Here is a 23,529-nt window from a genome sequence, read left to right as displayed (position 1 = left end):
GAGTGCTAAAGCCTGCTTCTCTGCTTCCTCTGCTCTGCCTTTTCAGGCCGAAGGCTTGGGTGCAGCGAGAGTTGTAGTCAGTAGTATTGCAAATTGAAGACCCAGCGGAGCCGATCAAGAAGTCGCGCACTTGCCCCCTCGCTGCCGGTCCGTCCGGGCATGTTTAGGCATGATGCAGGCATTCACAACGGGCGAAGCCACAACGCGTCGTCAGTATGTTTATAGCCAACAGCGATCATCCGCGAAGGGCTGAATGGGTCGATAGCGGGCATCCTCTAGGTTCGCTAATGGCCGATTATTTTTGTCTGGGCTACTGCTGCCTGAAGCCGCGCTCCGGTGAATGTAAATTCTGATGGGGTGCACAGACGATGCATCGGCGTGTCGAGGCTGGGTTATTCTCATCGTCATTACACAGGATGGATGAAGGCTATGGAGAACACCAATCAACTGGAGCTCCTTCTCGCGACTGCGCATGCGCTCCTGCGTGCTGAGGGTGCTGACGACGCCGCAGCTATAGTGCGCGACTATCCGGCTCAATCCGAATTGACTGGACACGATAATTGGAACGGCGGCACAGATATTTGGGAGATCCAGTTCCGAATCCCCGCACCAGAATTTGCCCGCCTTGGTAACAGACGTAGTCAATTAGAAGAGCAGATAACCACCAGGCTCAAAGCCATCCTGGAGCATGAGACCCAAGATTGGTATTCAGCCCGGCTTGTGCCAGCCAAAGAGTTCCGAGCCGATTGGCGATCGGACAAATCCGAGCTTCCTAGGAATGTTAGGCAGAATATCTTGGATGGCCTCCGCCTAGAAGAAGTGAATTGGTATGGCCAGTTAGACGACATTGAGTTTCTAGGCCGCATGTACGATCTTCAAAAGCTCCCGTCCACCGACGCTCGCTACAAAGATGCAGCAGGTGATATCTACCAGCATCGCTTCAACAACGATGATTGGGATAGCGATTGGGTATTCAGCGACAGTCGCTTCCAGCTTCTTGATGGAAGCGCTGAGCAGTTCATGCGCTTCCTGTGTGAGATCGTTCACCCGGTGGTGCGCCCCGTACGGGATGAAGCGCTCAAGCTAGTACTTCATTTTAACCAACAGCTCCGAGCGGCCGGTTGGGAGCTGTTTGAGGAAGAGCACATCGCCGGGCGACCCCGATTTTCTTTCCGCGCTGTGCGTGATAATTCGGCCCGGGCTGTTCTTCGAGCCAAGACTGTAGCTGATGCGCTCAATGCCGGCTGGATGGCGAAGGAAATCGAGCGGCTGGAGAATGCGGTTGAACGAGATCCCGCTCTGGCCATTGGTACGGCTAAGGAACTAGTAGAAACGTGCTGTAAGTCAATCCTCACGAAGCGTGAAATCCCGTTTACGAAGTCCGACGACTTGGGCGATCTCACCAAGAAGGTTACGAAGGCGCTGCAGCTAGTCCCAGAAGGCATTAGCGAGACGGCCAAGGGGGCCGAGAATATCAAAATGATCCTACGCAACCTTTCTCAATTGACCAGCAATCTGGCGCAGCTTCGCGGCCTCTACGGTACCGGGCATGGCCGTGATGGACAGCATCGCGGCCTGCAGCCAAGGCATGCCAGGCTGGCTGTCGCTTCTGCCGTGGCGTTCATTGATTTCGTTTCAGAAACCTACCGGTATCGAGAAAGCCTGGCTGGAGATGAAAGCTAAACCGCAAATCCCACCAGTCTAGGTGCGCTCACCACGATCACTAAACTGCCGTTCGCGTAAACCGCTCCCAGTAGGTAGCTGGCACAGTCGAAGACGTCGCCCTCAACTCTTGGAGGATTAGAAGAATTATGTAACCTGAGCGCCCTTGGACGCACCGCTTAGGGGCATGAGAAACTCAAAAACCTCGTCATTTGATTTTTTTGGCAGGGCCCTAAGATGTACTCCGCGCCTGGCTCTATTCAGGCGAGCTGTTTGAGGCGCCAAGAGGCAAGCAATTAACCGCGCCATGCAGCAAGCTCTTTCGTGACGTAGTAGCGCTAACGCGCTTCTCGACAAGACTCTGTGATGAATGTCACACTTCGTAGATTAACCCTATTCTATGCTCGCCATGAGATGCTCGTGACTCATGTGCGGCCATCACGGCAGAGGTCACATCTGCTTAGCGCAGGAGAGGGCCGTAAACGTCATGGCCCATCCAACCATGCATTGGGGGCCGCGGGTTATCCATCTCATGTATGTCGCCAAGACAGCCACGCTCGAGATGAACTTGCGCAATGCTTCGCTAACCAATCAAGTATCAGCAATACGAGTCTACTTCACAAGTTTTCAACAGATACCGAAAGAGCGATATTACTTCTCCTGATGACAAGTATTGGCGGGGCATACTTTGCCGGGCTAAAACAAACAGAATGGATGATTGACCACAGTGACTCGAAGATACTGCCAAAAGGAAGTTATGTAACAAACGAAGAGATGAAAGAACGTTATCTCAATAAGGAGGTCGTGAATGATCAATATGTCTCCAGGCTAGAAATTGCTAGGCTTTATGTGCCCGTCGCGAAATTTCAAGAGCTTCAGACGGAAAACATTAAGCTAAAAGAAAAATCAGATCTCATAGACTCTGCCTTGAACCGCTTCACCAAAGAGCTCATACCTGGGCAATTGTGGCATCCAAAAAATCCAGAGTTTTATCTCAAGTTTGAGGATTACATTGAGGGTGAATTTGGCCCTAGCGCACGACTTCAGGCGAGCTTCGCGGACTCTTCGCCATACGGTTTTTCACTTAATAAATTCAATGCTCCAAAGACGTCAACCTTTGTGTATAACGGGCGCCCGTACGAGCTAACGACTACTCTCAAGAATAAAAAAGACGATATTTATGTTGAGGCAGATTTGCGTCTGGCTATTCTGGCCAAGAAATAGGCCTCCAGCATAGTGTGGCGAGGGGGAGTGTATGCCCGCAAGCTTTTGGTCCGGGGATAGGTCAAATATGTGTTTGTACGTCTCATCGCATGACTGCCATGAGTAGGCCGAAGGCTTGACCACCGTATCACCCACCACTTCAAGCTCAATCTCAGCCTTAGGTGCACACCTTGCATCCGCTGGTTGCTTGGCAAGGTTAAGTGATCAATTCGCCGGTCCCGGTTCAAATGAACACGAGAAGCACCCGACCGGCGACCTGATTCGCCTGTTCCTGCTTCTGAGGAGCGTAATCAAGTTGGCTTTGCTCCAAGCTACGATGAAGCGGAAAATGATAGTCTTAGATAGTTCGCGAAGCGACGCTCAATGAGATTCCCTCATGCCTATTACGACTGCTATTTTTGACGCTTTTGGCACACTGCTCCAGATCAGAGAGGGCACTCACCCCTATCGCAAAATTTTCAGGCTTGGCATTGAGCAAGGTCGACGCCCCAAAGCCGATGACGCAGAAGTCTTGATGTCCGCACCCCTGGACTTAAAGGAAGCTGCCGATTTGTTTGGCATCCGAGTCGAACGTGCCTGTATGGAACAACTTGAGGCCGATCTTCACGATGAGTTGGCGAGCATCGAAGCGTACGCTGATGGCATAGCTTCGGTCGCTGCCCTACAGGCCGCGGGGATAAAGGTGGTGGTGTGTTCGAATCTCGCGAAACCGTATGCGTCAGCGATCAAAAGAATTTATCCGACGCTGGACGGTTACTCCTTCAGCTTTTCTGTCGGGGCTATCAAACCTTCGAGCAGAATCTATGAGCATGCTACGCAGTCAGTGCGTGCTCTACCTCACGAAGCTTGGATGGTTGGCGACTCCAAGAGATGTGACTGCGATGGTCCGACCACCTTTGGCATGCGAGGCTTCTACTTAGCTCGGGAGGGAGGCGGCAGCTACACGACGCTCCACGCCTTTGCGGATGACCTCCTGCGGACGCTGTGATCAATTGTTTGGTAAGCGTCAGATAGATGCGCTAGTCCCGTTTTATCAGCCACGTCGGGACATAGGCGCAGCCGGTTCACCCCTTAGGTTATTTCCTTCCTAATCTCTGCCAGACCTGGAAATGAGTTGCTCAAGCTTTAACCTGTACTCGTTATAAAGACAATCTGTTAGCCATGATGGGCCATGGGGCACTGATAGCCCAACTGAGCGATTTCTGATAAGTGAGAGGACCGGAGGAAGAGGTTTTCAATTGTTAGGACAAACTATGTTGTCTTACGCTTATGGCTTTATTCGCGCGGATTGGGCATTCGAGACAAACTATGATGGTATGCCAGGCACCCTTGAGGCGCGATTTCGCCCAGCGTTTTGGGAGAGTTCAGGACAAACTAGGTTGTGGGGACCCAGCTGGTTCTTAGGGAATCAGAGCAGTCGCAGGTTGTTAATGTGTAGGCAAAGGAGGGCCTACACGTTGGACCGAATGCTTGATCTGCACCAGCCATCAGACTGCTGGCCATGCTTCTCAAGGTTTCCCTCGCCGCGTCGATAGCTTGTCAAGTCAATGCGAGCGGCCTCCATGTTCAATACCCGGTTAAAAGATAAAATCCAGCAATTGGAAAAACGGCTGGGGGCTCTTGAGCAGGTCAAGGCGACGCTGGATCTCGAAACCGTGTCGGTCACCCTGGACGCGGCAGGCGTCATCCTTGAGGTGAATGCTCTGTTTGAAACAGAGCTGGGATTCACCCAGGCTGAGTTGTCTGGTCGTGCCCTCCGTGAATTCAGTCCTTCAGAGCTGAGCGGAGACGTCCATCAGCGCCGGGCTCTTGATGCTGTTGCCCAGGGCAAGCATTACAGCGGCACGTTGCGTCTGTGCAGCCGTGAAGGTCGACACGTCTGGCTACGGGCAATGGTCATACCCTTCGCAGGTGACAGCGGGCGGGTCGAACGCATCGTTTTGTATTCAAGCGTGCTGACGAGGACCATTGAGGCCTCCAGGGAGAATGAAGCGCTGGTGGGGGCTCTGATGCGCTCCACTGCCGTCATCGAGTTTTCTCTGGATGGGTTAGTGCTGGCAGCCAATCAGAATTTTCTGGACGCTATGGGCTATACGCTTCCCCAAATCCTGGGCAAGCACCACCGAATCTTTTGCATGCCATCCGACGCTCAGTCGGAAGAATATGATCGGTTTTGGCAGACCCTTAGACAGGCATCCTATGTCGCGGGAAGGTTTTGCCGAGTGGATAAACATGGCAACGAGGTATGGCTGGAGGCTTCCTACAATCCAATCGTGGATGCCAATGGCAAGCTGTACAAGATTGCCAAAATAGCCACCGTTATCACCGACCAGGTCACCCGTGAGCGCGCTGTATCCGAAGCAGCCGGCATGGCCCACGGCACGTCGGTTCGAACCAATGCCAGCGCACAGCAAGGCCGCGAAGTCATTCAGAACACCGTGACGACCCTCAATACACTGTCGGCTTTGATGGAAGATGCTGCCCATGGCATAGAAGCACTGGATGCCCAGAGCCAGGAAATCGGCACCATCGTCAAAACCATCGGCAGCATCGCGGACCAGACCAATCTGTTGGCCTTGAACGCAGCAATCGAAGCCGCACGTGCCGGTGAACAGGGCCGGGGTTTTGCTGTGGTCGCCGACGAGGTCAGAAACCTGGCCCTTCGAACCACTAAGGCGACGGCGGAGATATTCGAGGTCGTGAAAAACAATCAGGTTCTGGCGTCCAGCGCTGTGACCATGATCGGAAAAAGCAGGCAGCAGGCCGGGGCGGCGCTGGATTTCGCCAGTGAGGCGGACGAGGTGATCAAGGACATTCAGCAAGGTGCCAACAGTGTTGTGGTCGCCGTTGAGCAGTTCTCGGGTCAAGCCGGGCAGTAATGATCTCTGCAGTGCTATCCATGATGTCCGCAACGAACGTTCAAGGTGCTTTCGCAGCGCAGGCCAGCGGCGGATCGCAGATTCCCAAGCCGACGGAAAATCGTGCGAGTCGTAGGCACCCACACATAAAACTCACCACAGTAAGCTTTAGGCGGCCTAAAACGCATTTAAGTGCGTATTAATTGACTTTCACATCGCGCTAATACTCCGCTGGGTTTACCTTAAGTCAGTTAAGGTAAACCCAGGTGAGTGTTATGACTGACTTCTTCCCCGTCGCGTGCGCCGACAGCCTTGCTAGAATCGCGCTGCTGGTGAAGGCCCGACGCTTATCAGCAGGCTTGCGCCAAGCTGATCTCACAAGCTCGATCGGCGTCAGCTCAACACCTATGACCCAGTGAAACCCACCCGCCGAGCCTCATGAATCAAGCCACCTGGCTCGCGCTTTCAATCTCCCGGGCATGCCCCTTCGCTGTCTTGCCCGCCTGCTGCACAGCCCATTTCATGAACTCGGCAATCGCCCATTCTTCCCGCCGCTCTTTCGCGCAATAGACGAAATAGTCGAACTTGAGCTCCGCCGTGGCATTGGTGACCTGCACCAGCCGTTTGCTCTGCAGGGCCTCGGACGCGAACACGCTGTTGACCAGTGCGATCCCTTGACCCGCACAGGCCGCACTGATCAACAAAGACTCGTCGCCATAACTGGAGCCCTGAATCATCTTGCGGTTGCTCATGCCGAAGGCGTTCATCCAGACCTTCCAGTAGTTGCGCTCGGTGTCCTGTAGCAGCGGGAAAGTCAGGCAATCCTGCGGGCTCTCGATATTGCGCTGGGTGCTGAGCAGATGCGGGCTGCACACGGGGATCAAGTAGGACGACCACAAGTGCGTGGCGTGGTTTTCACAACTGGCGGCCATCTCGCGCTGGATGCAGATATCCACATGGCCGTGCTTGAGCTCCGACAGACCGTTACAAATCTGAATCGAGATTTCGACGTTGGGGCAACGCTCCTTGAAACCACCCAGTGCCGGGATCAGCCACGAACTTGCGATGGTGGACGTCGTGCTGATCACCAAGCGCGTCTGACGTGGCGCCTTGAGTGCAGCGCGCGACCAGGCTTTTTCGATGACGTCAAAGGTGCCGGCGAGCTCGTCGAACAGGCTGCGTCCGGAAGGGGTAAGCTGGATGCCCTTGGCGTCTCGCTCGAACAGCCGCCTGCCGATCTGGTCTTCCAGCCCTTTGATCTGCTGGCTGATGGCGGCCGGTGAGACACACAGCTGGTCCGCTGCACGTTTCATGCTCCCGGCCTTGCACACCTCAACGAACGTGCGGAGGGCTATCAACGGGATCGCTCTGCTCATCCTGCATACCTCGCCATGAGAGTGCTGCCAGTGCGCCAATTGACGGAAAAGCGTGTTGGAGTTGCCATCGGATGAATCCCCAAAGCGTTCTTATCACCCGAGCTTGGATATTTCAGGCACAGCCGGGCTCTGCCGGGTATTTACCCGGCGCCGAAAACAGTTGTGGATAACGTTGCTGTCAGGTTGTGGCGGCGCGGTCTTGAGGAACAGGTGCCGGCTTCGGCTTGCTTTGGCTCAACACGAACCAGACCGCCAGGCAGATGAGACCGCCGCCGTAAAGGTGTCCGGCGGAGACCTTTTCACCGAGGAACATCACACCCCAAAGGACGCCAAATGGCGGAATCAGGAAAGTGACGGTCAGCGAGCGGACCGGGCCGATATCGGCGATCAGGCGGAAGTACAAAATGTAAGCGCAGGCCGTGCACACGAAACCGACGGCCGCCAGGGACAGCCACACGGTTGAGTCGCCCCAGGTGGCCGGCGGGTTGACGGTCGCGGAGACAGCGAAGAAGGGCAGCAGAAACAGCGTCGCGCCAATCTGGCTGCCGAACGCCACGAGTTTCGCGTCCAGGCCTCCCCGGTCGCCGATCCACTGACGGGTCAGGAATCCTGCGGCGCCGTAGCAACTGGTCGCGACCAGGCAAGCAATTGCGCCCATGACCACCGACGTGGTGAAAGTCACCGGGCCTGTCGTGGTCAGCAACGTTATCCCTAGCAAACCGAGAAATACGCCAACGGCTTTTTTGGGTGTCAGCGAATCATTGAAAAACACTGAGCCTATCAACACGCCCATCAATGGTGTCGTCGCATTCAAGATGGCGGAATAACCTGCGGGTAATAGCAAGGCCGCCATGCTGTACATCAAAAACGGAATGCCAGAATTGATGATGCCCAGGATCAAGGTGGATTTGAACTTGCCGTTGAACTCATGCCGGGTTCTTAAAATGGCCAGAATCACCATTAAGCCAATGGCGCCGAGCAACACGCGGAAGAAGGCGGTAGGCAACGCGCCCAATACGGGGGCAGCGACGCGCATGAACAGAAAACTGGCTCCCCAGATGGCAGCCAGAACAATCAGTCGAACATAGTCGGAGACTTTCATTGCGCTTCCTTTCTTGATCCGTATCGCCGATCCGCTGACCGAAAAGTTGTTGATTGACGCTCGTCGAGTCAGGGTGTGATGATTTGAGCAGTGTCTGGGGTGGTGCTCAAGCGAGCTTTTCTTAAGCACATTAGATTTTCTTAACCGAGGTCAGGCATGAAATTCCCGCCCCTGCACGCGCTGTTGTGTTTTGAAGCGACGGGGCGCCACGCCAGCATGAAAGGCGCGGCAGGTGAGCTGTTCGTAACCCCTGCGGCCATTAGCCAACAGATCGCCAAGCTCGAAAAAGCCGTGGGCGTCACGCTGTTCATCCGCAACACCAAGCGCCTGGAGCTGACTGCCGAGGGCAAGATCTACCTGCGGGCCATTCGTCCCGCGCTCGGGCAGATATCCGACGCCACCCAGCGTCTGATGAGCGACAACGGCCCCAATACAATCACTGTCAGCTGCACCAGCGGCTTTGCGATGCAATGGCTGCTGCCCCGCCTGCCTGATTTCCAGGCCATCTGCCCCGGCATCGAAGTGCTGATCAGCACCACCAACCGGCTGGTTGATTTGCTCGGCGACGGCGTCGACTTCGCCGTGCGCCACGGCCTCGGGCGTTACCCCGGTCTGGAAGTGGAGATGCTGATCAACGACCGACTGCAGCCTGTCTGCAGCCCCTCTCTGCTGCCGGATTCCCGGTATCTTTCCTCGCCCATTGACCTGAAAAGCTACAACCTCTTGCACGACGAACACCGCGAGGACTGGGCGTTGTGGCTCCGTGCAGTGGGTATCGAAGACGGCGAGGCGGCCGTACACAAAGGTTCGGTGTTCGTGGATTCCAACGGCGTCATCGAGGCAGCGCTGGCGGGAATGGGCATTGCGCTGGTGCGCCGTTCGCTGATTCGGGAAGAGCTGGCGTCTGGTCGTTTGGTCGTGCCGTTTCGCGCGACGATCGACACGCCCATCGCCTATTACCTGGTGTATGACGAGACGGCCATTCTTCCCAAATCCAGCAAACTATTTCGGGACTGGCTGCTGTCCCAGGCCAACGCCAGTCAGCGTGAATTCACCACGCGATAGTTCGTGTTTTACGTACCGCCGAGTCTGCGTTGTAGCCACCGACGTTTTCCCGGCTAAAGCCGGTCCTACAGTGTGTACGCGGTGTGTCAGTAGGACTGGCTTCAGCCGGGAATAGGCCAGTGCCTACACCCTCAATTTCTGCGGGGTAATGAAGTCTTGGTTAGTTATCAAGGCAGTTAAGTCCTGCTTCAGTGTCCACGGGTGATACACCCACGCCTTTAAAACCAGGCAACTCGCTGATTATCAAGACAATTAAGCCAAGACCCGTTAAGTCAAACTTAACCGTTGATTGCGGATTTCTAGTTTGCCCCGTCGCGCGCTTTTCTTCAGTTTATCCCTTAACTGGCACGTGCCCGTCAGCTCAGTCTGGCGCCGATAAAACAGCGAGCAGGATGCTCTGGCTGAAGGAAACCCTCATGACTGATTTCGATATTTTTCGCCCGATGGCGTGGGACAAACTGGTTCATGAATATGACCTGGATGGCGCGAGGTTACTGCCGTGGAACGGCTATCCGACGCCCATTGGTGGTGGCTGGTGCGTCGTGCGCCCGCACACCAAATCCTTGTCGCATACGCAGATAGACCAGGAATTCTTTATCGGCATCAAAGGCACCGCCCAGTTGATTGTGGGGGATCAGACGTACCCGTTCACCATGGGTGACATCGCCGCCATTCCCAAACACACCGATCACTATGTGTTCAACGACACCGACGAAGACTTCCACTTCTACGTCGTGTGGTGGGACCGTGACTCCGCCAACCGCTTCCTCGATGAAGATGCCCAGCAGGCAATGGCTGCCGATGAGTTCGCCCTGCACAAAGCGACCATTCATGACGTGTCCGATCAGAGGGCGTCGTGATGGGCAAGTTACTCGTCACGATCACGCCGCCGACGCCAAATGGTGATTTGCATATTGGTCATATGGCGGGGCCTTTTCTCGCGGCAGATATCTACACCCGTGCCCAACGTCAACGCGGCCACGATTGCACCCTCGTTTCATACTCCGATGACTATCAGTCCTACATGTTGCGTCGAGGTATCGAACTGGACCGTGCGCCTCAAGCGCTGGCGCTGGAAAACACTGACAAAATCAACGACACGCTGAAGAAGATGGGCATCCAGGTGGACTTCTGGATGCGCCCGGATCGCAACAGTTACTTCAAGAACGCCGTCGAGGAGATGTACGAGTACGCGGTGAAGGCGGGGGCCATTTATAAAAAGGTCAGCCAGGAACCGTACTGCGAACACTGTGACAAGTGGGGTTACGAAGCATTTGGCCGGGGTAACTGCGATCACTGTGGCTCGGACTCGGATGCCAGCCAGTGCGAAGAGTGCGCGCACACGCCCAATGCCTCGAAGATGAGCAACTTCCGCTGCAAGTTATGTGCGACGCCCATGATCTGGCGTCCCATTGAGCGTGAATTTCTGGCGCTGTCGAATTTTCGCAACCACCTCAAAAGCTCGTTCGAACATGCGCCGCTGCGGCCTTTCATCCGCCGTTTCCTGGAGGAGGAATTCGAAATCGGTCCGGTGGACTGGGGCATCACCCGGCCTCACGACGGCGGGCTGGATCTCAAGCCGGATGGCAGCCGGCGCATACATACCTGGGTCATGGGCCTGTCCGGTTACCTGGCGGCCTTTCGCGAATACCTGAACGAACACAAGCTTGCGCCGTGGGAGTACGACGAATACTGCCGCTCCGGCAAAGGCCGGCTGGTGCACTTTCTGGGTTATGACTGCGCCTTCAGCCACATGATGGTTTACCCCTCGCTGCTGCAGACCATGCACGGCTATCGCATGCGCCAGACCTTCTACACCAACCAGTTCCTGACCTTGAACGGCAAGAACCTTTCCACCAGCCGCAACTATGCGATCTGGGCGCGAGACCTGGTGGCAGACGCCTGTACCGACAGCGCGCGCTTCTATCTGGCGCTGATCGCGCCGGAGCAGGACACCGATGACTTCGATGTCGAGAAGTTCTCCGCCTGGCGTGAGCAAACCTTCAACGAGGTGCTGGTCAAGCTGGCCGCCCAGGCCGAGCGCGAGCGGGTGGACGGCGACAGCCTGAAAGTCAGTGCGGCGGACGCGGCGGCCCTCAAGATTTTGGTAGCGCGCTGGTTCGAAGTGACGTCGGTGGATCACTTCAGCATGAAGGGGCTCGCGGTGCTGCTGTCGGACATCATCAACGCCGCCCGTGATCGTCAGACCCTCGGCAAGCGGATTCTGCCGTACATGGCGCTGATCGGTGCCATCGGCGCGCCGGTGTTCCCGGACTTGGCGAAACAGATCCTGCGCTATTGCCGCTTCACTGAAAACGAAGTCCTGCAGCAGCTGGTGTATGTCAGTGCGGTCGAGTACGAAATCTGACCGAGAGGCGCGCGACGACGATGAAAACTTCATTTGATGTGATCGTGATCGGAGCCGGCATCATGGGCGCTTCGATTGCAGCGGCGCTGGTCGAAAGCGGCCTCGACGTCGCGCTGATGGAGAAAGGCATCGCTGGCGCCCAGGGCGCTACGCGGGACACCGGCGGCATTGTTCGCGGTCTGGAGCTGGACGCCGCGCTGCGTCCGTTGACCCGGCGCGTATCACTTCACGGCAATTCCGGCATCGTCCACGCCCTCTACGAGAGCGCACTGAATCGCAGTGGCGTCGCTTACATCGCCAGCGCCGAGGTGTGTGGGCAATACCTGGAAGCGGTGGACAGCGAAGGGTCCGAGAGCATTGAGTTGCACGCTTGCGTCGACGCTTTGGATAACGGGCGTTTCTCGCCATTTTGTGTCGGCGAATGCCTGCTTATCGAACGCAGTGGCGGCACGGTGGATGCCCGCGTCACGGTGTCGAATCTGTGCCGCTACGTCAGTGAAAAAGCGACGTACCTCGATCACCTGGCTGTCGACCGCTGCGTCGAACTGGACGGCTATGTTCAGGTTCATGCTGGCAAGCTGTGCCTGGAAGCGACGTGGGTCGTCGATGCCTGTGGCGCCAGTGGCCCGTTGCCCCGGCCGCACAATGCCGTGCACGCGCGGACGATTCCATTCACGCGCTTCGGCTGCGATCAGGCCCCGAGCATGCCGATCATTGCTCACCATCTGAATACCTACCTGCTGCCGCTGGGACGCAATCTCGTGCAAGTGGGCGGCCAGCGGCGCCAGCGTGCAGAACATGCGGACCAACTGAACATGTCGCCGCTGGATAACGAGCTGGACGTCATGGACCGCGTCTCTCGTCTGGGCTACGACCGGCACCACAGTTTGCCGGTGGTCACACAGGTCGGCTGGGACGCGTACACCGAAGACGGCCGCCCGCTGATCGGCCGTTCCAGCGCCAACAGCCATGTGTTTCTCGCCACCGGGTTTTGCGGCATCGGTTTCAAAATGGCACCTAATGTTGCCGAGCTGCTGGCGTTCGAGCTGAGCGGATTGATGTGCGGCGTGTCGATGGATGCGGCTTATAGATCGGTCATGGAAGCGTTCCGCCCTTCGCGGTTTGCCGAGGTCGCCTTGTCATGATGCGCCTGGGTATCTGCGCGGCACTCAACGTCGGCACCACACTGCACGCGCGTGGTTTCTTGCGCAGCGTGTACCTGTCCAGCCATCTGTTTCCCCACGTGCGCCGCGCGCGACATTTCTACTTTGATGACGGCGCGAGCGCAGCGGGCGGCCGGGCGGCGGCGAGGCATTTCATCGACGCGAAAGTGGATGCTGTGATTGGTCACTTCGCTTCGGACTCCGCTGCAGCAGCAGTGGAAAGTTATGCACAGGCGGGGATTTCGCTGATCTTGCCCGCGTCTACCTGCGCAGCCTTGACTCGCGCTGGAGAAACCACGTTCCGCATTTGTGCGTCTGACCGACTCCTTGCCACGCGGTTGATCGAGTTTGCCGAATCTGAAGGCTTGCGCCGGCTCGCTGTGTTCACTGACCCGAGCCTGCACGGGCGCCAGCAGATGCAGGAGCTGCATGCAGCCGCGCAGTTATCCACCGTCGAGCTGGTAGACGATGTGAATAACCCCGACGCTCTGGTGTTTTGCGGACGTTTGAGAGCCAGCCGCCAGTTCCTTGTGGATAACCGCGCTGCTGGCTGTGAATTGCCGATCTTCTTCACCGACGACGCCGCATCTCCTGCGCTGGTGGAAGGGATGGCGCAAACCGGCATGGTGTATGTCATCAGCTTCCCCATCGCGGGAGATCTGGCTGAGGCGCAGTCGTTCGATGCGACTTATCAACAGATCTACGCCGAACAGGCGCCGGTTTACGCCGTCGAGACGCTTGCGGCATTTGCTCTGGTCGACCGAGCCGCCGCTGATCAGCGCGGACTGCTTGATGCGCTGCGCTTCGATCAATTTGCCACCCCTGCCGGCCCTGTCAGTTTCAGCGACGGGGAGAACGATCACGCCCGGGTTTCGCTGTGGGTCTACACCGACGAGCACGTCCACGAGCGACGTCTGCTGTGTTGAAGCGGCCTGCCCAAAAGCTCGCCACATCTTTTGCAACTTTCAGGAAGAATGACCATGACTCAGTATGAAATCGAAGGTGTGCGTGAAACGCTTGACGTCGTTTCGATCGGGTTCGGCCCGGCCGGTATCGCACTGGCCTGTGCGCTGGAAGATGACGCGGAAGACAACGGCAAAAAGCCTTTCCAGCGCGTGCGGTTCTTCGAAAAAGGGCGTGATTCGACCTGGCATGGTGCGTTTCTGCTGGCGGGCACCGACATCAACCACCATGTGTTTCGAGACTTGGTGACGCCGCGCAATCCGCGCAGTCGGTTCTCCTTCGCCATGTACCTGAAGGAGAAGGGTCGTCTGCACACGTTCGGCCTGCTTGGGCGTCCGGCCAGCCGGGTGGAATGGTCCGACTACATCGCCTGGGTCGCTGCGCAACTCAAGGATTACGTGGCCTACGACGAAGGCGTGCTCGACGTATTACCGGTGGCGGAAAAGGGCATCCTGAAGGGTGTTGATGTCGTCACGGCCAAGGGCACTTATCGCACCAAACGGCTTGTGCTTTCCCACGGCAGCCTGCCCCGGATACCGGAGGCGTTCAGCCCGCATCTCGGCGGCCGTGTCTTCCACACATCCCAGTATCTGAAAAACATCCACCTCGGTGGCGGTCCTATCGCGCAGCGCTGGCTGGTGCTGGGCTCGGGTCAAAGCGCGGGGGAGGCGGTCACCCACCTGCTCGGTGCAGCGCCCACCACGCAAGTGCATTCGGTGCACCGCGGCGTGGGTTTTAAGGTGGGACAACTGGGGCAGTTCCCCAATATGGCGTTCCTACCGGAGCACATCGACTATTTCCACGACCTTGAGCCCGGCAGACGCAATCGGGTATTCGAAGAGATCCGGTCGACCAATTACGCAGGCATCGACGTCGACGAGAGTCAGGCGCTTTACTCCTTCCTGTACGAAGGCGAGGTCACGGGGCACCGACGTCTGAACCTGCATGCCTGGTCCGAAGTGGCCTCAGTGGAACAAGTGGGCGATGCCTATTCGGTGGTGCTGCGTGATAGCAATACCGGCGTTGAAACCGTGCTGTACGTTGACGGCATTGTCTTGGGCACAGGCTACGAGCAGCTTGCAGTGCCACCTCTGCTGACCCTGCTGCAACCCTGGCTGGTCCGCGACGAGGACGGCACCCTTGCGGTCGACCGGCATTACCGCGTCGCCCTGCAGCACAGCGAGGGCATGCAGATTTTGGCGAACGGCACGTCGGAAAAGACCCATGGCATCAGCGACGCTCAGTCGTTTTCCATGGTCGCCCTACGTGCGCAGCACCTGACCGATGCGTTGCTGGCGACCCAGCCCCGGCAGCGCGCGCCGGTGGTGACCATGCCGAGCTACACCCGGCCCGCACACGTCGAGGCGCGGCCATGAATTTCATCTCCCACATCGTCGGCGATTCGAACTTCGTCAGGGTAAAAGGCCTGGGTTTTGAAAACCTGCATTTGAAGCTTGAGTCATGCAACCCTGCGGGCTCGATCAAGATGAAGACCGCCATAGGCTTGATCGACTCCTATGCCGAACGCCGACTTATCCACAAGGACACCGTGCTGATCGAGTCCTCGTCCGGGAACCTCGGCGTAGCGTTGGCGATGATCTGCGCCGAGCGCGGTTACAAGTTCTGCTGCGTCGTCGACCCCAACACCAACCTGCACAACATCAAGATGATGGAAGCCTTTGGCGCACAGATCGTCATCGTCACCGAGCGCGATGATAACGACGGTTATCTGGGCACGCGCATTCGTTACATCCGTGATGCCGTGGCCCGCGATCCCCGTCATCTGTGGCTCAACCAGTACAGCAACCCGGCCAACGCGCGCACCCATGAACACACCACGGCGCGTTCGATTCATATTGCGTTTCCGGCGCTGGACTACCTGGTCGTCGGCGCTGGCACCACCGGCACCTTGATGGGCTGCGTGCAGTACTTCCGCAAGCATTCGCCGCGCACCAAGATCATCGCGGTAGACAGCGCGGGTTCGGTGACTTTCGGTCAGGCACCCGGCCCGCGCTTCATTCCGGGACTTGGCTCCAGCCAGATGCCGCCGATATTCCGCGCCCATCACTTGCACAAGCAGCAAGTGGTGGATGAGCGCGCCACGGTGGCCATGTGTCGCTGGCTGGCGAAATCCAATGGCGTCCTGGCCGGTGGCTCCACCGGGACCGTGGTGGCCGGGTTGGCCTCGCCCTCGCTGGGGATTCCCAAAGACGCCGTTGTCGTGGCGATCTCCCCGGACGCCGGCGAGCGTTACCTGGAAACCATCTACAACGATGAGTGGGTCATGCAGAAGTTCGGCCGCGCCGAGCTGACTGCGCTCAGCTCGCAACCGATCACCCGGTATCTGAAGCAGTACGTCCACACGTTCGAGGGAGAAGCGCTGAATGTCTGACTTTCACGTGATCCCCGGCGCAGTCATCAAAGACATCCTCGACAGCCACGCCCACGACATGGTGCGGCGCATCGAGCAGGTGTATCTGCAGCACCATGACGGCCAGACGCTCAACCCGGACAGCTACTTCCTGCGTTTTCCTCAACAGCCTGCCAACCGGATCATCGCCCTGCCTGCGGCGCTGGACGGAGAGGACGCCGTGGCGGGAATCAAGTGGATCTCCAGCTTTCCCGGCAATGTCGCGCAGCAGAAGCCGAGGGCGTCAGCCGTTGTGATCCTCAACGACCGCGAAACCGGCTATCCCTATGCCTGCCTGGAAGGCGCGCAGATCAGCGCGGTGCGAACGGCCGCCTCGGCGGTGTCAGGTGCTTACTGGCTCAACGGTCAGTCACGTAAGGCTGCGTCGGTAGGATTTATCGGCGCAGGGGTCATTGCCCGCAACATCGCGCGCATGCTCGGCGTCGAAGGGTGGGGCATCGGTCACGCCGTTGTGCATGATTTCGATGCGGCATCGGCGGACGCTCTGACTGGCTTTATCGAACGTAACGACTTATGCACAGCCCGGACTGGGTCATTGGAGCAAGCGCTGGCGGCAGATCTGGTGATCTTCGCCACCACAGCGGGCGAGCCATACGTCAAACCACCCATGGCGTTTCGCGCTGGGCAGGTCGTGCTGAACATTTCGTTGCGGGACATCGCGCCGCAGTTGCTGCTGGAGGCCAACAACCTGTGCGACGACATCGAGCACTGCATGAAGGCCAACACATCGCCGCATCTGGCCGAGCAATTGACCGGCAGCCGCGCTTTCGTGAACGGCACGCTGGCCGGCCTCATCCGTGGCGAGGTCGAGCTTGATCCTTCAAAGCCCTCGATCTTCTCGCCTTTCGGCCTGGGCGTGTTGGACCTGGCCTTGAGCAAATTCATCGTCGACACCGCACTGGCAGAATCCCGAGGCATCGCCATTGACTCGTTCTTCGGAGAAACCCTGAGATGGAACTGAGCGCAGCGCTGGCCGGCGAAAAGTTATCCCCAACCTTGGACAAACCCGTCGTCAGGATCGGCATCGTCGGTTGTGGCTCACGCGGGCTGACAGTGCTGGAGCGTATCTGTGCGCTGGCGATTAACACGGCTCGGCGCATCGAGGTAAACGTATTTGAGCCGAAGTCCCCGGGGCCAGGCCTCCATGCCGTCGACCAGCCTGAATACCTGATGCTCAACACTGTTGCCTCGCAGATCTCGATGTTTCCAGACACGGCCGCCCTCAATGGGCATACGGGACGACAAGGGCCGAATTTTTACGAATGGTGCCTGCGTCATAAACCTGAAGAACGCAGCGTACAGCCCAATGAGTTCCTGCCGCGCCGCTGGCTAGGAGAGTATCTGGCGTGGACTTACGAGGAGGTCATTCGCAGTCTGCCGGGGAACTTGCGCGTCGTTCATCATCCGCACGCTGTGGATAACATTGAGCACACCGACATGGGCCAGTTTGTTCTGTCCACAGCCGAGGTCGAGTGTTCTGTGGATTGGCTGGCAATCACAGTGGGTCATGCGCGGCGGTTGCAGGATGATGATAACGAACTGCCCGGAGCGTTCGCAAAGGACGCACACCGTAATTCGCGTGGTTCCAAGTTATCCACAGAGGCGGTTGGCATTGAGGGATTAGGCCTGACCGCCATGGACGTCGTTGCCGATCTGACGGTTGGTCGCGGAGGCCAATTCACCAAACGGGCGGAAGGCTTACGTTATAAGCCCAGTGGACGAGAGCCGCGTATCTATATGTTCTCGCGCAGCGGTCTGCCGTACCGCACACGGCCGGACATCGTGCCCCATCGAACCTCGAATGCGGCGCTGATTTTTACATTGTCGACTGTCGCTAATCTGCGAGCGGAAAACCCTGCCGGATTGGATTTCGAGCAGCAGGTCCTGCCGTTGATAAAGGCTGAAATGCTCGCAGAATACTTCGGGATGATCGCCTTCCAAAAAGGCGAATCGGCAGTGAGGATCAAAGCGGAAGTTGCGCGCGCGTATCACGCAGGCCGGCTTGAAGCCGTATCGGCAGAAATGGCATCCCGTTTTGATGCGCCTCCGCTGGACGAGGCTGTGCATAACCCACGCGTGTCGACCATTGAGTCTGTGGATTATCCCCAGGCCATGCGCGCTTTTATCGAGCGCGATATCGGGCAGAGCTGTTCAGGACTTGATGCAAGCCCCATCAAAGCCGCGATCGAAGTGTGGAGAAGTTGCCGTGAGCAGCTGCGTCGGGTTGTGGACAACCGCGGACTTACAGCTGCTTCAAGCCGTGTCTTCTTCGGAGAGTACGCGCCCCACGTCAATCGAATGGTGGCCGGGCCGCAGAAGGAACGTCATCAGGAGCTGCTGGCGTTGGCCGACGCGGGAGTTGTCCACTGGGTGCGGCATTCTCAAGTTATCCACAGTGCAGACGGGGCAGGGCCCAAGGTGGTTCTCGCGGACAATCTATCGGTGCCCTTGCATTGTATTATTAGGGCCCACGTTAGCGCCGCCTGTGACAAATCGTCGCTGCCAAAGATCATTCGCTCGTTAAAGAGCATCGGAATTATCCACAGCCTGACCGAAGATGGAGAGGGCGTGCTCGTCGACAGTGAAGGCAAAGCACAACCGAATCTGTGGATAACCGGCCCTCTTGTCGAAGGCTCCACTTATTACAACCACTACATCCCGTCTTCGGGCAGCTATTCCCGTGCCTTCGTCGACGCCGACCGAATCGCCCGCGAGATGTTGGGGTTGAATGTTGAGGTCAAATCGACGGTTTAGAGGCTATTTTCAGCGCTCTCCCGCATCCGCGAATGAGAGACGCCTAGAAAGGTTTGGTGGCGATGACCTCTAGAGCATGCTGCTGCTTCAACATCCACGAGGCGGATGCTCTGCACCGAGCTTCTACCAGTCCGATGATGATGCAGAAGTCGGCTTGGAGATCTCGACTGAAAATAGGTTCGTGGTGGGCAATGCGATTTCTGAGCAGTCGCACGTTGTTCAGGTTTTCAAATATCTTCTTGCGGTTTTCTGAGGTCGTATTGGCGGGCTCCAGGTTGGGAAAGACTTGGATAAGACACGAGTTCCAGATTCGATCGTCATGTCGGCTGGTAAACATTTTCTCCCAGAATACGAATTTTAGTTCGGCGACAATCTGACCTGCAGTGCTGCGCTTCGACTTAAGGCGCTGCAGGTCTGTTAGCGGGTTATAGCCGGGGCCTGCGCACCGAGGAAGGCTGCGTTCGAAGCCAGAACTCCATGGCCAGGAGGGTCCGTGAATTAGTTCTAATGCGTCAGCAACGGCGTTGCGAACAACGACTTCACATATATGCAGGGGTGTGAGCAGTGCGCCCGATACGCGAGCGTTCCAGGCGTAAAGTGCCAAAGCCTCTTCACCCCCGAACCCGGCAGCCGCAGCCGCACTTCGATACGTTGCCATCCGAGCCGATGAGAGGGCGGTCGAGACAGCGCAGGCTTTTTGCATTGACTTGATAAACCTATGTCCATATAGTTTTTTCACTAGCCACGGGACACGCGGGTGCATGCACCTCCCCCCGAGGACAGACGAAGTAACAAGAACCCCACCTCACGGTGGGGTTTTTTTTGAGGTCGGCATTGTACTTTCCAGATCTGGGATGCGCGCTGCCTACTGTTCCAAGGTTACAAAATGGCTGGCTCATCGATCGGGCTGCTTTCACTTCGCCCCCTGCATCCCCGGCAAATACTTGCGTCGAATGCGCTCCAGCTCCCCCGTCTTGTTCAGGCTGTCGATCGCACTGTTGATCCGCGGCAACCACGATGCGTATTGCGGCTGAAGCTTGAACAGCAGCGGCGCTTCGCTGAGTCGTGCGCCCTGGACGAACTGGCCGGGATCAAGATCATTGCTTGAAATCAGCTCATCAAAGATGTCGTCGACCATGGCGATGGCGTCGACGCGTTTGCTCTGGAGCAGCTTGATCAGCGCTTCGTCCTTCGAGGTTTCCAGCCGGGTCAGGCGGCGCTGCTCGATGGCCGGGTCGAGTGCCCGGTAGTTGTAGCCCCGAACCATGCCGATGGTCAGGTGTTCCAGTTGTGCGATGGTCTGGCTGCGGGCAGGGTGGTCGGCCAGAAAGTACAGGTGCTCCCTGACCGTGGAATAGGGCTTGGAGAACACGTATCGACGTTGCTCCTCGGGGCTGTTCCAGATCAGTGCGTCGGCGTAATTGATATCGATCTCGCCCTTGCGCAGCATCGACTGCAGGCGATTGACCGGGTAGCTGACGAAGGTAACGTCCAGGCTGGCCAGCTTCGTCACGCGTCGCGCGATGTCGATGGAGATCCCCGCCAGATGGCCGTCCTTGTCCTCGTAGGCATACGGCTTCCACTGAGCTCCGCCCGCGACGTACGGCTCAGCCACGGCTGGCAGCATGAGCAGCCCGAGCAGACTGCCAACGATGAATCTTCCCCGAAGCCCCATACGTTCCTCCGGCAGCGTGTCTGCCCCAAGCCGTAAGGTAGCAGTAAGACATGTCCAGTAAATGTCGTATTGCCACTATCTGAATCTACCGCACATAAAAAAACCCGCGCTGACAGGTCAGGCGGGTTGGAACAGGTGCGGTCTTAAGGCGTCGCACCTCAGGCGTCAGGGCTTAGGCGAATGATTTTCGGAAACTCCGTCAGCGTCAGCCGGGCCGAGCAGCGCTGGGCGTCGCACACCCACTGCTGCGGGGAGTCGGTCATCCCTTTGTCCGGCATCTGCGTGTCGAGGATGCGCACCGGCTTGTTCTTCATAGCGGGGGCGCTGATGGTGACTTCGTGCTCGCGACCGCTGACCCACGCCACCAGAATGCGCTCGCGGCCATTGCTGAATGCCAGTTGGAAGACGCCGTCGGACTGCAGGCTGTTTGCCGGCTCGTAGGTGTACTGAGGCAGATAAGGGCTGATGGCCTTCAGCACGGAATAAGCCGGTTTCGCACGGAGATCGGCCTCAAGCAGGCCAAAGTTGTGCTCCTGCTCGTTGCGGTTGGTGCCATCGTTGATCAGGTCATACCACCACATGCCTTTGACATTCGGCAGCGTGCGGATGAGGAAGTACGCGCGGGCCAGGTACGCAGACTGGCGCTCGGCGCTGACGCCGCAGTTGCCATTGTGGCTCGGCCAGCTCATCTCGGTCAGATACAGCGGCACCGGCCTCCCAACCTTGGTGCTGATTCGACGGTCCAGATCACGCATCCAGCCGATCCAGCTTTCCGGCGTGTTGCGGTAGCTGCCTTCGCAGTGCACGTATGGGTGCAGGGAGATGCCATCGGCGTACTTCATCACCCCTGCAGCCAGGATACGGTCGACGAAGCCACTCTTGATGCCCATGGTCGTTACGGCGCCAGCGAGTACCAGCGCCTGGGGATTGTTCTTGCGAACGATCGGTGCCGCGTCACGGACCAGCGTGACGTAGTCATTGCTCAGGCGCGGATCGGTCGGGCCGTCAAGGTCCCACTCGTTCCAGACCTCATAGAACCTGACCGGACTGCCCAACTGGCGGGTGAGGTAGTCCACGTATTTCAGGTACGGAATCTTGACCGCAGGTATGCGCGGCTTTGCGCCCCCTTGATATGAGCTGCCGTAGCCGAGAATGACCATCGGTGTGAGATTCAGTCCCTTGGCAGTGCTCAACCATGCGCGCCAAGGCGCAATGATCTGCATCTGGCCGCGCACAGGTTCGGCCGTAGACCAGAAGGCGTCATCGCGAATGGACGTGACGCCCGCCACGCTTGCCATCTGAAGGCTGCGCAGCGGTTGCCCGGTGTTATTCATTGAATGGGTAGCGACGCCGACGATAAACGGCTCGGCCACGGCGACATTGGCCGCGCACAGGGCGGCCATCAGTGCCAGGCCGCTCAGGCCGATGCTGCGAAAGCTCATGGGATTGCCTCGGTCAACTCAGGCCCGGGAGGCCGTTCCACGTGGGCAACTCATGGGGCTTTGGGGCCCGCAGTCTGCCCCGCGATTTCATGGCCAGTGCATGGCCGATTGCCATGCCCAGAAACATGTTCGCGAGGGTAACTTCCAGCGTATCGGTCGTCCAGCTGACAATGCAGATACAAAAACTCGTCACCAGCAACGCCTTGCCATAACGGCTGACACTGTCGGCCAGGATGAAAAACAACGGGATGTGCAGGGCGTAGAGAAACAGTCCGACCAGGCCAAACGTCGCCCACAGGTACACCACGGTGCTGTCGGACACCATGAAGATGTCGGCGCCGACAACGGGGAAAGCGGCGACGGCACTGCCAACCAGCCCGAAGCCCACACCCGTGAGCGTTCGGTCCTCCTCCATCAGCGTCCGAATGACGTTGGGCCAGGTGTTGATCAGCCGGTCGTAGATGGACGCCAGCGAACTGGTGGCCGAGATCTTGTTGGCATCGAAGTCGGTCATCATTGCCACGAAGGGCAGTGACATGCCGAGTACAACCGCAACAACGATGGTCGCCCGTACTGTCCAGCGAAACCGCAACATCACCAGCAGACCCGTTCCGCCGATGAACGCTAATGCTGGCGCCTTGCTGGTGGTCAATATCACCCCGGCCAGACCGATCACGCAGACCACCAGCCCCAGCAACTTCGAGCGCAGGGTCGCCATCAGGTACAGACTGAGAATCGAGATGATGATGGCCAGTGAGCTGGAGATTCGCGCAAATCCGGCCGGGCGGTCCATGTCTTCGGAGGTCCATGCGGTATTGGCGCTTAGCTCGGTGCCGCCGACGGTGTAGCTGTAGCCCTTCCACGGCAGATTGACGTACCGGTCGAGGGCAATGCCGCCCAGCGAAGCCAGCAGACAGAAGGCAATCGCCCACATGAACAGGCGCTTGTGGCGAATGATCTGGTCACCGCAGGCGATCCCGAAGAGCAGCGGGCTGATCCCGTACAGCGCAAATGCGAAATTCCCGGCCTGAGCGCCATTCAACGCTGCCCATCCCGCTGACAGCAACAGCACCAGCAGGCTCAACCAGACGCCCGGCCCGGCTTTGAAGCTGCGCAGCTCCAGTGCGAAGAACAGCAGGCAGGCGACCTTCGGGGCGTAGAGCAATACGGAGATCCCTGCCTGATCCAGATAGAAACGCAAAGCCCCGTTGAAGGTCTCGACCAGCATCAGGCTGATCGCGACCAGCGCGATCGCCGTGGATTTATCGAATGAAAGTAAAGAAGGTTTTTCAACGTAGACGGGGGAAGTCGACATCATGTGCAGCCCCTCGGGAGCATTTGTACGTGTGATAAGCGTCAGCGTGCGAGCAGGCCGCCAGGCGAAGAAAAGCTACCGCCCGGCCAAGCAGCGATAACCGTCGATGGCGTGCAGTGGCGATGATTTGG

19 protein-coding genes and 1 pseudogene are annotated in these 23,529 nt (G+C 57.9%); 14 read left to right on the top strand and 6 right to left on the bottom strand.

Going from position 1 to position 23,529, the window contains the following annotated elements; genetic code table 11:
• The first annotated feature begins 429 nt into the window (after positions 1 to 429).
• The 5 genes and pseudogenes from AC07RO_RS13520 to AC07RO_RS13500 all read left to right on the top strand — a co-directional run bounded on the left by AC07RO_RS13520 (position 430) and on the right by AC07RO_RS13500 (position 5,765).
• Positions 430 to 1,683: an abortive infection family protein gene (locus AC07RO_RS13520; protein ID WP_495086259.1), complete on the top strand. Its 1,254-nt coding sequence runs from the start codon at positions 430 to 432 to the stop codon at positions 1,681 to 1,683.
• Between the two features lie 345 nt (positions 1,684 to 2,028).
• Positions 2,029 to 2,886 (top strand): hypothetical protein, encoded by an 858-nt coding sequence (locus AC07RO_RS13515; RefSeq protein WP_495086258.1) that lies wholly within the window; start codon positions 2,029 to 2,031, stop codon positions 2,884 to 2,886.
• A 376-nt stretch (positions 2,887 to 3,262) separates the two neighbouring features.
• Positions 3,263 to 3,874 carry an HAD family hydrolase gene (locus tag AC07RO_RS13510; RefSeq protein ID WP_495086257.1) on the top strand — a complete coding sequence of 204 codons (612 nt, stop codon included), beginning with the start codon at positions 3,263 to 3,265 and terminating at the stop codon, positions 3,872 to 3,874.
• 559 nt (positions 3,875 to 4,433) lie between these two features.
• Positions 4,434 to 5,225: pseudogene (locus AC07RO_RS13505) on the top strand (PAS domain-containing protein); the annotation flags it as partial.
• 30 nt (positions 5,226 to 5,255) lie between these two features.
• Complete coding sequence (locus tag AC07RO_RS13500) at positions 5,256 to 5,765, top strand: methyl-accepting chemotaxis protein (RefSeq protein WP_495031053.1); 510 nt, start codon at positions 5,256 to 5,258, stop codon at positions 5,763 to 5,765.
• A gap of 422 nt (positions 5,766 to 6,187) precedes the next feature.
• On the opposite strand, the gene AC07RO_RS13495 is transcribed toward AC07RO_RS13500, so the two are convergent.
• Together AC07RO_RS13495 and AC07RO_RS13490 are read right to left on the bottom strand one after the other, a co-directional pair.
• A complete protein-coding gene (locus AC07RO_RS13495; protein ID WP_282365435.1) occupies positions 6,188 to 7,120 on the bottom strand; it encodes a LysR substrate-binding domain-containing protein in 933 nt (310 codons plus the stop codon).
• 178 nt (positions 7,121 to 7,298) lie between these two features.
• A complete protein-coding gene (locus AC07RO_RS13490; protein ID WP_192174564.1) occupies positions 7,299 to 8,222 on the bottom strand; it encodes a DMT family transporter in 924 nt (307 codons plus the stop codon).
• A 156-nt stretch (positions 8,223 to 8,378) separates the two neighbouring features.
• Here AC07RO_RS13490 and gcvA point away from each other — a divergent pair, with 156 nt between their 5' ends.
• The 9 genes from gcvA to AC07RO_RS13445 all read left to right on the top strand — a co-directional run bounded on the left by gcvA (position 8,379) and on the right by AC07RO_RS13445 (position 18,966).
• Positions 8,379 to 9,287: a transcriptional regulator GcvA gene (gene gcvA, locus AC07RO_RS13485; RefSeq protein ID WP_192174502.1), complete on the top strand. Its 909-nt coding sequence runs from the start codon at positions 8,379 to 8,381 to the stop codon at positions 9,285 to 9,287.
• A gap of 416 nt (positions 9,288 to 9,703) precedes the next feature.
• On the top strand, positions 9,704 to 10,147 hold the full coding sequence (locus AC07RO_RS13480; protein ID WP_463584339.1) for a cupin domain-containing protein: 444 nt from the start codon (positions 9,704 to 9,706) through the stop codon (positions 10,145 to 10,147).
• Positions 10,147 to 11,655, top strand: coding sequence for a methionine--tRNA ligase (locus tag AC07RO_RS13475; protein WP_495086256.1), 1,509 nt, complete (start codon positions 10,147 to 10,149; stop codon positions 11,653 to 11,655). The genes AC07RO_RS13480 and AC07RO_RS13475 overlap by 1 nt, the downstream gene beginning before the upstream one ends.
• A gap of 20 nt (positions 11,656 to 11,675) precedes the next feature.
• Positions 11,676 to 12,800 carry an NAD(P)/FAD-dependent oxidoreductase gene (locus AC07RO_RS13470; RefSeq protein ID WP_495086255.1) on the top strand — a complete coding sequence of 375 codons (1,125 nt, stop codon included), beginning with the start codon at positions 11,676 to 11,678 and terminating at the stop codon, positions 12,798 to 12,800.
• Positions 12,797 to 13,744, top strand: a complete 948-nt coding sequence (locus AC07RO_RS13465) for an ABC transporter substrate-binding protein (RefSeq protein WP_495086254.1) — start codon at positions 12,797 to 12,799, stop codon at positions 13,742 to 13,744. The genes AC07RO_RS13470 and AC07RO_RS13465 overlap by 4 nt, the downstream gene beginning before the upstream one ends.
• 54 nt (positions 13,745 to 13,798) lie before the next feature.
• Positions 13,799 to 15,157: a SidA/IucD/PvdA family monooxygenase gene (locus tag AC07RO_RS13460; protein ID WP_346627362.1), complete on the top strand. Its 1,359-nt coding sequence runs from the start codon at positions 13,799 to 13,801 to the stop codon at positions 15,155 to 15,157.
• The gene (gene sbnA / locus AC07RO_RS13455) at positions 15,154 to 16,173 is read left to right on the top strand and encodes a 2,3-diaminopropionate biosynthesis protein SbnA (protein WP_336620209.1); all 1,020 of its coding nucleotides are present in this window, start codon (positions 15,154 to 15,156) and stop codon (positions 16,171 to 16,173) included. Before AC07RO_RS13460 ends, sbnA begins: the two co-directional genes overlap by 4 nt.
• On the top strand, positions 16,166 to 17,173 hold the full coding sequence (sbnB, locus tag AC07RO_RS13450; RefSeq protein ID WP_495086253.1) for a 2,3-diaminopropionate biosynthesis protein SbnB: 1,008 nt from the start codon (positions 16,166 to 16,168) through the stop codon (positions 17,171 to 17,173). The genes sbnA and sbnB overlap by 8 nt, the downstream gene beginning before the upstream one ends.
• A complete protein-coding gene (locus tag AC07RO_RS13445) occupies positions 17,164 to 18,966 on the top strand; it encodes an FAD/NAD(P)-binding protein (protein ID WP_495086252.1) in 1,803 nt (600 codons plus the stop codon). The genes sbnB and AC07RO_RS13445 overlap by 10 nt, the downstream gene beginning before the upstream one ends.
• A 43-nt stretch (positions 18,967 to 19,009) precedes the next feature.
• Here the strand turns inward: AC07RO_RS13445 and AC07RO_RS13440 are convergent, their stop codons facing one another.
• The 4 genes from AC07RO_RS13440 to AC07RO_RS13425 all read right to left on the bottom strand — a co-directional run bounded on the left by AC07RO_RS13440 (position 19,010) and on the right by AC07RO_RS13425 (position 23,401).
• On the bottom strand, positions 19,010 to 19,729 hold the full coding sequence (locus AC07RO_RS13440; protein WP_244656049.1) for a hypothetical protein: 720 nt from the start codon (positions 19,727 to 19,729) through the stop codon (positions 19,010 to 19,012).
• 150 nt (positions 19,730 to 19,879) lie between these two features.
• Entirely contained in the window at positions 19,880 to 20,641 is a 762-nt protein-coding gene (locus AC07RO_RS13435) for a substrate-binding periplasmic protein (RefSeq protein WP_495086251.1), read from the bottom strand.
• Positions 20,642 to 20,799: 158 nt separating this feature from the next.
• Positions 20,800 to 22,083, bottom strand: a complete 1,284-nt coding sequence (locus AC07RO_RS13430) for a hypothetical protein (protein ID WP_495086250.1) — start codon at positions 22,081 to 22,083, stop codon at positions 20,800 to 20,802.
• A 13-nt stretch (positions 22,084 to 22,096) separates the two neighbouring features.
• Positions 22,097 to 23,401: an O-antigen ligase family protein gene (locus AC07RO_RS13425; RefSeq protein ID WP_244656050.1), complete on the bottom strand. Its 1,305-nt coding sequence runs from the start codon at positions 23,399 to 23,401 to the stop codon at positions 22,097 to 22,099.
• Positions 23,402 to 23,529 lie beyond the last annotated feature (128 nt).

The organism is Pseudomonas sp. GW821-FHT07F05 (genome assembly GCF_059418765.1).
This window is presented reverse-complemented; position numbering and strand designations above follow the sequence as displayed.